The organism is Bacillus sp. GMs2/2 (assembly GCF_050172095.1).
Taxonomy (GTDB): domain Bacteria; phylum Bacillota; class Bacilli; order Bacillales; family Bacillaceae_G; genus Bacillus_A; species Bacillus_A cereus.
The window spans coordinates 1-8,961 of the sequence record NZ_JBNLYE010000164.1 but is presented as its reverse complement, the minus strand read 5'-3'; the positions used below and the strand labels follow the sequence as shown (position 1 = coordinate 8,961).

The window sequence follows — 8,961 nt, the reverse complement described above, 5'->3', positions numbered from 1 at the left end:
ATAAACTCCTATATAATCAATAAGAAGAATCTTACAAATGGAGGTATGAAAATGTCGATTTTAAGTAATATTGGTGCAGCTTTATTTTTTATTGCTTTTATTCTTTTAATCTTATGTATCATTTCATTCTTTAAGAAAAATGGAAAAGCAAAACAATATGGACGTCCTACCGTTATTCTTTTTATGATTTCTATTATATTAATAACGGCCGGTACAACAAAATCGGAACACCCCGTCGTCGAGTTTTTTTCTACTTTAAGTTTCATTCTATTTATATTCTTCCTTGTTCTAGCAATCTTATCTGTTATTAAGAAAACAGGTGTAGCGAAAAAACAATTTATTATTACAGCTGTATTATTTGTCATTTTTGTTGCGTTATTAGGTATTTCAGCTCCTTCTTCTGAAAAAACGACAGCAACTAGTACAAAAGTTGCCTCTAATAATGAAGAGCCAAAAGATAGCGAACAGAAAAAAGAGCTAGAAAAGAAAGAGGCAGACGAAAAAACTCAAAAGCAAGAAGATGAGAAGCGTCTAGCCGAAGAACAAGCTCGTAAGCAAGAGGATGAAAAACGTCAGGCTGATGAACAAGCTCGTAAACAACAAGAAGAGCAAAAACGTCAGGCTGATGAACAAGCTCGTAAACAACAAGAAGAACAAAAAGCACAGCAAGCTCAAACACAACCAGCTAATGGTAATACTGATAGTGCATACTACAAAAATTGTGCTGCAGTTAGAGCAGCTGGGAAAGCTCCTTTACATAAAGGGCAACCAGGTTATAGCTCTCATCTTGATCGTGATGGCGATGGAATTGCATGTGAAAAATAGTAATAAAAAAGAAGCTTTTACTAAGCTTCTTTTTTATTAACGTAAAATATTACCACTTATTACTTTCCCCCTTATTTTAATAACATTCTTCTTATTATTCTCAAAAACGACACAGAATAAGTGATTTCAATCACTACATAGATTTTAATTTATCGCTATTCTTAATTTAGATATTACATTAAAACTTTATGGAGGCATTCATATGGAACATACATTTACTGAAACTTCAATTGTTGGTGAGATTGTTACACAATTTCCGAAAGCTAGTGATCTTTTTAAATCATATAGAATAGATTTTTGTTGTGGCGGTAATAAGCCACTTATTGATGCAATTCATGAAAGAAATTTATCAGCTACTGAAGTGCTTACAGAGTTAAATACGCTTTATCATAATACGAAACGATTAAATGAATCGGAAATTGATTGGAAAAATGCTTCTTATCGTGAATTGATTGATTATGTTATAAATAAGCATCATCGCTATTTAAATGAAGAATTACCACAGTTAAGTCCATATGTGACAAAAGTATTACGTGTTCATGGGGCAAGTCAGCCTCATTTAGCTCAAATTCATAAGCTATTTCATGAACTTAAAATGGAATTAGAACAGCATTTAATTAAAGAAGAAATGGAAGATTTCCCATTAATTTTAGAATTTGAACAAAATCCAACTGATGAAAATTATACAAAGTTACGTAAAGTAGTGGATGAACTAGAAAATGAGCACAATCATGCCGGAAATATTATAAAAGAACTTCGTAAAGTGACAAATGACTTTACTCCTCCAGAAGGCGCTTGCGGTACTTATCGACTTGTCTACCAACGTCTTGAAGCTCTAGAGTCTGATTTATTTGAGCATATTCATTTAGAAAATAATATTTTATTTCCGCGTGCCATTACGAAAGCATAAATCAAGTGCAGGACATGAGTGTAAATACTTATGGCCTGCTTTTTCGTTTTGCGAAAAATATTCACATCCCCTTCACATAAAACCGAATTTTAACAATTTGTGAATCATTATAAAAATGTGATAAATATCACATCTTCCCCTTATTTGATTTTCTATAATAAAAATATAATCCTTTGTTCAATATTTCACATAAAAAGGGGAAACGAAAATGAAAAAACGTTTAGTTATGATCGGAAATGGTATGGCTGGCATTCGCTGTATGGAAGAAATCTTAAAACATGATAGTGATTCATATGAGATTACTATTTTTGGAGATGAACCGCATCCAAACTACAACCGCATTATGCTTTCTCATGTTTTACAAGGCAAAACAAATATGCAAGATATCATTATGAATGAATACAGTTGGTATGAAGAAAACGAAATAACTTTGTATACGAATGAAAGAGTTCAAAGTATTAACCGAGAAGAAAAAATTATTATTACAGAAAAGAAGCGTACTCTTACATACGACAAGCTCATTATTGCAACAGGTTCTAGTGCTTTTATTTTACCTGTTGAAGGTTCCGCACTTTCTGGTGTAACAGGATTTCGAACTATTGAAGATACACAATTTATGATAGATACCGCTAAAGAAAAGAAAAAGGCCGTTGTCATTGGTGGCGGGTTACTCGGTTTAGAAGCCGCAAGAGGTCTAATTGATTTAGGAATGGACGTACATGTTGTTCATTTAATGCCTAGCTTAATGGAGCAACAACTAGATACGAAAGCAGCTGCTCTTCTGCGTGAAGATTTAGAAGCACAAAGCATGAAGTTTTTAATGGAAAAGAAAACTGTAAAAATTCTTGGTACAGACCATGTTGAGGGCATTCAATTTGAAGATGGTGAAGTTGTAGATTGTGATTTAATCGTAATGGCTGTCGGTATACGCCCAAATACGCAAATAGCAAAAGATGCTGGTCTAATTGTAAATCGCGGTATTGTAGTCAATGACTATATGCTAACAAATGATGAGTCCATTTATGCAGTTGGAGAATGTGCAGAGCATGACGGTATCGCATATGGACTTGTTGCTCCTCTTTATGAACAAGGTGCGATATTAGCAAAACATATAACAAATTTACAAACTGATGGATATTCGGGCAGTATCGTCGGTACACAATTAAAAGTTGCTGGTTGTGATTTATTCTCTGCTGGCCAAATTTATGAAGATGATCAAACGAAAGCAATATCCATCTTTAATGAATGTAAACGTTCCTATAAAAAAGTATTAATTCGTGATAATAAAGTCGTCGGTATCGTTTTATACGGTGATACAGCTGACGGTACCCGCCTCTTTAGCATGTTAAAGAAAGAAGAAGATATACAAGAATATACACCAGCTTCCATTCTTCACAAAGCTGGTGAAGAATGTGAACTTGACGTTGCTACTATGAGTGCGGATGACACAATTTGCGGATGTAATGGTGTTACGAAAGGCACAATCGTTCACGCCATTTTAGAACAGGAGTTAAAGACTTTTGAAGAAGTTAAAGCCTGTACGAAAGCCGCAGGGTCTTGTGGTAAATGTCGTCCGCTTGTAGAACAAGTTTTATCTCATACACTTGGAGATGCTTTTGATGCTTCTGCACAGTCTACCGGTATGTGCGGATGTACACCTTTATCACGTGATGAAGTCGTAGCGGCCATTCATGAGAAAGGTTTAAAATCTCCAAAAGAAGTACGAAACGTTCTTGGTTTTGTACATGAAGATGGATGTTCGAAATGTCGTCCTGCTTTAAACTACTATTTACGTATGGCGATTCCAGAAGAATATGAAGATGATAAATCATCCCGTTTCGTGAATGAAAGAATGAATGGTAACATCCAGCACGATGGTACCTTCTCTGTTATTCCACGTATGTACGGAGGCGTTACAACAGCAGATGATTTAATGAAAATTGCTGAAGTTGCGAAAAAGTACGATGTTCCACTTGTGAAAATTACAGGTGCGAGCCGAATTGGCTTATACGGTGTTAAGAAACAAGATTTACCTAACGTATGGGCTGAATTAAATATGGCTTCTGGATATGCGTATTCAAAATCTCTTCGTAATGTAAAATCATGTGTTGGCTCTCGTTTCTGCCGTTTCGGTACGAAAGATTCATTAGGACTTGGTATGTTGCTTGAACAATCATTAGAAATGGTAGATACACCTCATAAAATGAAGATGGGTGTAACGGGCTGTCCACGTAACTGTGCGGAAGTACTGACGAAAGATTTTGGCGTTGTTTGTGTCGAAAATGGATACCAACTTTATATTGGCGGAAATGGTGGTACGGAAGTACGCGAAGCTGATTTTGTAATGATTGTCCCTACTGAAGATGATGTCCTTCGCATCGCTACAGCTTACATGCAATATTATCGTGAAACTGGTATTTATGGAGAGCGTACTGCCTACTGGACAGAACGATTAGGCTTCGATCACATAAAGGAAATACTGCAAGATGCAAATATGGTCACTAAGTTAAATGAACGTTTCCAAAAAGCTCGTGGCACATATAAAGAAGCATGGGGACAAGCACTAGAAACGAAATCATTAAAAGCGATGTATGAAGTAGAAACTGTGAAATAAGGAGCTGTGATCTATATGATACAAACGAAAGAAAAAATAAAAGTTATGCGTGCAGAAGACCTTCCTATTCAAATCGGTAAAGAGGTGCAAATGAAAGGTATGTCTTTCGCCCTATTCCGCCTTTCAAATGGCGATATTCGAGCTGTAGAAAATCGTTGTCCTCATAAAAAAGGGCCATTAGCGGAAGGTATTGTATCTGGAGAATTCGTCTTTTGTCCCCTACATGATTGGAAAATTTCACTACTAACAGGTGAAGTTCAAAAACCTGATGACGGTTGTATTCAAACGTATGAAGTAGAAGTTATTGACGGGGATATTTATATATACATGTAATTTAAAAAAGGAAGCCTCCCCTGGCTTCCTTTTAAATAAAAATAGACGAGGTGCGAATATGAACGGATATGTATATTTAGTTGGTGCAGGACCAGGTGATGAAGGGCTTATTACAAAAAAAGCGATAGAGTGCTTAAATCGTGCAGATATCGTCTTATATGACCGCTTATTAAACCCTTCCTTTCTTAATTATACAAAAGAAACATGTGAACTTATTTATTGCGGAAAAATGCCAAAGAATCATACTATGCGTCAAGAAATGATTAACTCACACCTCCTTCAATTTGCGAAAGAAGGAAAAATCATAGTCCGCTTAAAAGGCGGAGATCCATCTATTTTTGGCCGTGTTGGTGAAGAAGCAGAAACTTTAGCATCAGCAAATATTCCATATGAAATTGTACCAGGTATTACATCTAGCATCGCCGCTAGTATCTATGCAGGTATTCCCCTCACCCACCGTGACTACAGTAATAGCGTCACTTTATTAACCGGACATGCAAAAGGTCCTTTAACCGATCATGGAAAATATAATTCATCTTACAATAGCGACACGATTGCCTACTACATGGGTATAAAAAACTTACCTACAATTTGTGAAAACTTACTACAAGCAGGAAAAAAAGAAGATACGCCAGTAGCAGTCATTGAATGGGGTACAACTGGTAAACAGCGCGTTGTCACAGGGACACTGTCTACCATTGTTTCTATTGTCAAAAACGAAAATATTTCTAATCCTTCTATGACAATTGTTGGTGATGTCGTTTCCTTACGGGATCAAATCTCTTGGAAAGAACGCAAGCCATTGCACGGCAAGAAAGTTTTATTTGCATCTGCAACGAATAAAACAAGTTCAATGAAGCAAAAGTTACAAGAAGCCGGTGCAGAAATATATCAAATTCCTACTTTCAAAAAGGTAGAATACACATTAACACTTGAACAAATCAATGAAATTTTTAACGTTAATCGTCTTGTTTTTTGTTCAGCTGAAAGTGTAGAAATATTGATGCAATCATGTAGTAAACACCAAAAAGATATTCGTTCTTTACAAGCGCAACTACAACATATGAACGTTGCCACTCAAGAAAAACTTATGCAATATGGGCTACTAAGTAAACAAGCAGAGTTCTCTTCCAATACAACAGTTTATTTAGGACGAAACATTAACCGAATTGCTTTTATACAAGAAAAAATTGGTGCTGGTTCCTATATGATGACTCATGAGTACACAATTGATCATCGCTTCGATGAAATTCATTCACGTATGCTTTCTGAATTCTCATGGGATAGCATTGTATTTGAAGGTCGTGCTTCTATTGATACGTTTCTAGCAGAAATAAAACGCCTTGGCTTTATCAATATTCTTACTCTCCCATTCTCGTATACCGACGTTCCAACTTTATACTATGCAAATAAAGTTGGGTTTCATAACGTAGATCATCAATTACAAGAAACTCTTATGAAGAAAGACATGGTGAGACAATGAAAGGAATTGTATATGTTGGACATGGGAGCCGGCTACAAGAAGGTAATGAACAATTCATTCAATTTATTCAATCTGTTATGAAAGAGCGAAACGAAAGAATTCAAAAAATAGCTTTTCTAGAACTAACGACACCTACTATTTCGGATGCAGTTACAGAAACGATAATAGAGGGAGTAACTGAAATAATGATTGTACCTGTTTTATTATTTGCAGCAGCTCACTATAAACGTGATATTCCTTTTGAAATAGAACAACTACAAAAGAAATATCCACAAATAACATTTTCAGTTGTACCTCCTTTTAGTACACATCCACATATGGTGGAACTTGTAGTGAAAAGAATACGTGAAGCTATGCCAATGCAAAATAGTAGTATTTTACTCGTAGGACGAGGCAGTAGTGATACACAACCGATACATGAGTTACAACTAATCGGAGCAGCTGTCGAACGAAAACTTGGTATGCCAGTATCCTGTTCCTTTTTAACGAAAGGAACTCCCTCTTTTACTGCCGAGCTCAAGGATATAACATCGACTGCGTCCCATGTATATGTCATGCCATACCTTCTCTTTACCGGATTATTACTTCAAAAAATTGAATTGCATACAAAAAAATATAATCATGTTACGACTTGTAACTGTCTTCAGTTTGATACATATATGAAACTAACATTGTTAGAACGAATGGAGGAATGCATATATGTATAACATGTACCCTCTTATGTTTAATCTACAAAATAAAGTCGTTGTTATCATTGGTGGAGGTAAAATTGCATATCGAAAAGCGTCTGGATTAAAAGATACAGGCGCTTTCGTCACTGTTGTCAGCCCAGAAATTTGCGAGGAAATGAAGGAACTTTCTTATATTACTTGGAAGCAAAAAGCTTTTAGTAATGATGATATTAAAGATGCTCACCTTATTTATGCAGCTACAAATCAACACGCTGTAAATATGATGGTCAAACAGGCCGCTCATGATTTCCAGTGGGTTAACGTTGTAAGTGATGGTACAGAATCATCTTTTCACACACCTGGCGTTATAAGAAATAATGAATATGTTGTCACTATTTCAACTTCTGGTAAAGATCCATCATTTACGAAGCGTTTGAAGCAAGAACTAACATCTATATTGCCTAAACTTATAAAAAAGATTTCTCGTACACATAAATTGTAATCTATTTCTTAGTTAAAATAGTAATTACCTTTGGACAAACGTTTTTTAGGGGACGTTTGTTCTTTTTGTTGTAGTTCCGTTCTTTTATTTCACAAGTAATCTATGAAGAAAATAAATGGTGTTTGCAACTTGTAAACAAATAAATTTCATGACAAGTGTAACATTACGAGCAACTCTTTCTATTCAGTTTTTATATTGGATATTCATTCAACCAAATTAGCGCTTGTTCATAATCATCAAAAAACTCCACGGATTCTTTTGTATTGGATTGTTGTAAATACTTCAGTATCTCTCCTTCTTCAAGAAGAAATGCAATTGCCTTACTATGATTCAAAATGGTTTCATTGAAGAACTTATCTTTCCATACTTTTTGAACAGAAAAATGATTTGGGGTATACCCTTTTCTATCCACCAACACTTTGTATTTCCGACCCTCAGAAATAAATTGCTGACAAACCTGCTCAAAATCATTAAACCATTCATACACATCTTCTGTATTAATCTGGCCAATTAGATGGGTAACAATCAAATCTCCTGAAACTATTGTGCTGATATTCTGTTTACTCAACTTTTAATCATCTCCCTTAGTGGCAATTATGCATAAAATTCTTACTTGACACTCCCACCCCATCGCTATCACCCTAAGCTCATATAACTTTAATTATAAGCGAGATTGTGTCTTTTTTTCGCCAGTCTATATGTAAATACTTTAAAGATTTCCATACGAAATAAACCCTAATAAGTTTCTTTTTTTGAATTAAATCACTAGATTTTGAAACATGGTACAATTGTAAACGACACCCAATATATGAAAGACTGCTTTCTTCTCATATCTATAGGACTTCTGTCCATCATTTACCGCCTCAAATCTTTTCGTTTTTGCACGTATATTCAAAACAAAATATATGATAAATAAATAACGACAGTTACTGTAATAATGCTGAAAATTGTTGAAAATAAAACGATTTGTGCATGTAATTCAGGCTCTATTTGATATTCCATAGCAATGGTTGATGTATTTCTTGAAGTAGGAAAAGAACTTGCAATAAATAACGATTGTGCAACAATACCATCGATGTTTAGTATGTATATTACAGCAAGTGCTAATAATGGTCCCATCAGTAACCTTCCAATTAAAGCCCATGTTATGACTCGATGGAAAAAATTAAGTTTAATGTTGGATAATTGCGCCCCTAGCAATATGAGTGCTATTGCAACAAAACCATTCGCAAGCTGATTAAGAGGTAGCAAGATAGAATTAGGTATTTGAATTTTAAAAGATTGAAAGAGAACCCCTAATACGAGCGCATGAAATACAGGCAGTCTTAGAAATGATTGAATAATACCTCCGATTGTTTTTGTTGCTGATAGTAAGTTATATATCCCATATGAATAAGTTAAAAGATTCTGGAAAATCACAATAAAAATCTGAATGGAAACCCCCACTGGATTGTGACTGAAAATCAATTGACTTACTGGTAACCCATAATTACCGGAATTCATTAACGAAATGCTATTTTTTAGAGCTGCACTTTCTCCTTTTTCTAACTTTAATGTTTTTGAAATGAAATGACTTACTATGATCAGACTCAGACTATAAAGCATTAAATAGTATATTATTTG

Annotated in this window: 9 protein-coding genes; 7 read left to right on the top strand and 2 right to left on the bottom strand. The window is 35.0% G+C overall.

All coding sequences use genetic code 11. The annotated features are described in order from the left end of the window. Window positions 1-51 precede the first annotated feature (51 nt). From ACQGS6_RS18225 to ACQGS6_RS18195, 7 genes are all read left to right on the top strand, one after another. Complete coding sequence (locus ACQGS6_RS18225) at window positions 52-825, top strand: excalibur calcium-binding domain-containing protein (protein ID WP_098450511.1); 774 nt, start codon at window positions 52-54, stop codon at window positions 823-825. Window positions 826-1,027: 202 nt separating this feature from the next. Then, window positions 1,028-1,735: an iron-sulfur cluster repair di-iron protein gene (gene ric, locus ACQGS6_RS18220; RefSeq protein ID WP_000401360.1), complete on the top strand. Its 708-nt coding sequence runs from the start codon at window positions 1,028-1,030 to the stop codon at window positions 1,733-1,735. A 208-nt stretch (window positions 1,736-1,943) separates the two neighbouring features. Continuing rightward, on the top strand, window positions 1,944-4,349 hold the full coding sequence (gene nirB / locus ACQGS6_RS18215) for an NADPH-nitrite reductase large subunit (protein WP_044584405.1): 2,406 nt from the start codon (window positions 1,944-1,946) through the stop codon (window positions 4,347-4,349). A 15-nt stretch (window positions 4,350-4,364) separates the two neighbouring features. Then, the gene (gene nirD / locus ACQGS6_RS18210) at window positions 4,365-4,682 is read left to right on the top strand and encodes a nitrite reductase small subunit NirD (RefSeq protein WP_000616682.1); all 318 of its coding nucleotides are present in this window, start codon (window positions 4,365-4,367) and stop codon (window positions 4,680-4,682) included. A gap of 58 nt (window positions 4,683-4,740) precedes the next feature. Continuing rightward, the gene (locus tag ACQGS6_RS18205) at window positions 4,741-6,165 is read left to right on the top strand and encodes a uroporphyrin-III C-methyltransferase (RefSeq protein ID WP_061139406.1); all 1,425 of its coding nucleotides are present in this window, start codon (window positions 4,741-4,743) and stop codon (window positions 6,163-6,165) included. Next, window positions 6,162-6,872 carry a sirohydrochlorin chelatase gene (locus tag ACQGS6_RS18200; RefSeq protein ID WP_000676474.1) on the top strand — a complete coding sequence of 237 codons (711 nt, stop codon included), beginning with the start codon at window positions 6,162-6,164 and terminating at the stop codon, window positions 6,870-6,872. Before ACQGS6_RS18205 ends, ACQGS6_RS18200 begins: the two co-directional genes overlap by 4 nt. Continuing rightward, a complete protein-coding gene (locus tag ACQGS6_RS18195; protein ID WP_000282595.1) occupies window positions 6,865-7,338 on the top strand; it encodes a precorrin-2 dehydrogenase in 474 nt (157 codons plus the stop codon). The genes ACQGS6_RS18200 and ACQGS6_RS18195 overlap by 8 nt, the downstream gene beginning before the upstream one ends. A 190-nt stretch (window positions 7,339-7,528) precedes the next feature. Here the strand turns inward: ACQGS6_RS18195 and ACQGS6_RS18190 are convergent, their stop codons facing one another. Beyond that, on the bottom strand, window positions 7,529-7,906 hold the full coding sequence (locus tag ACQGS6_RS18190) for an STAS/SEC14 domain-containing protein (protein WP_000043364.1): 378 nt from the start codon (window positions 7,904-7,906) through the stop codon (window positions 7,529-7,531). Between the two features lie 323 nt (window positions 7,907-8,229). Beyond that, on the bottom strand, window positions 8,230-8,961 hold a 732-nt coding region (locus ACQGS6_RS18185), incomplete at its 5' end, for an AEC family transporter (protein WP_426965384.1).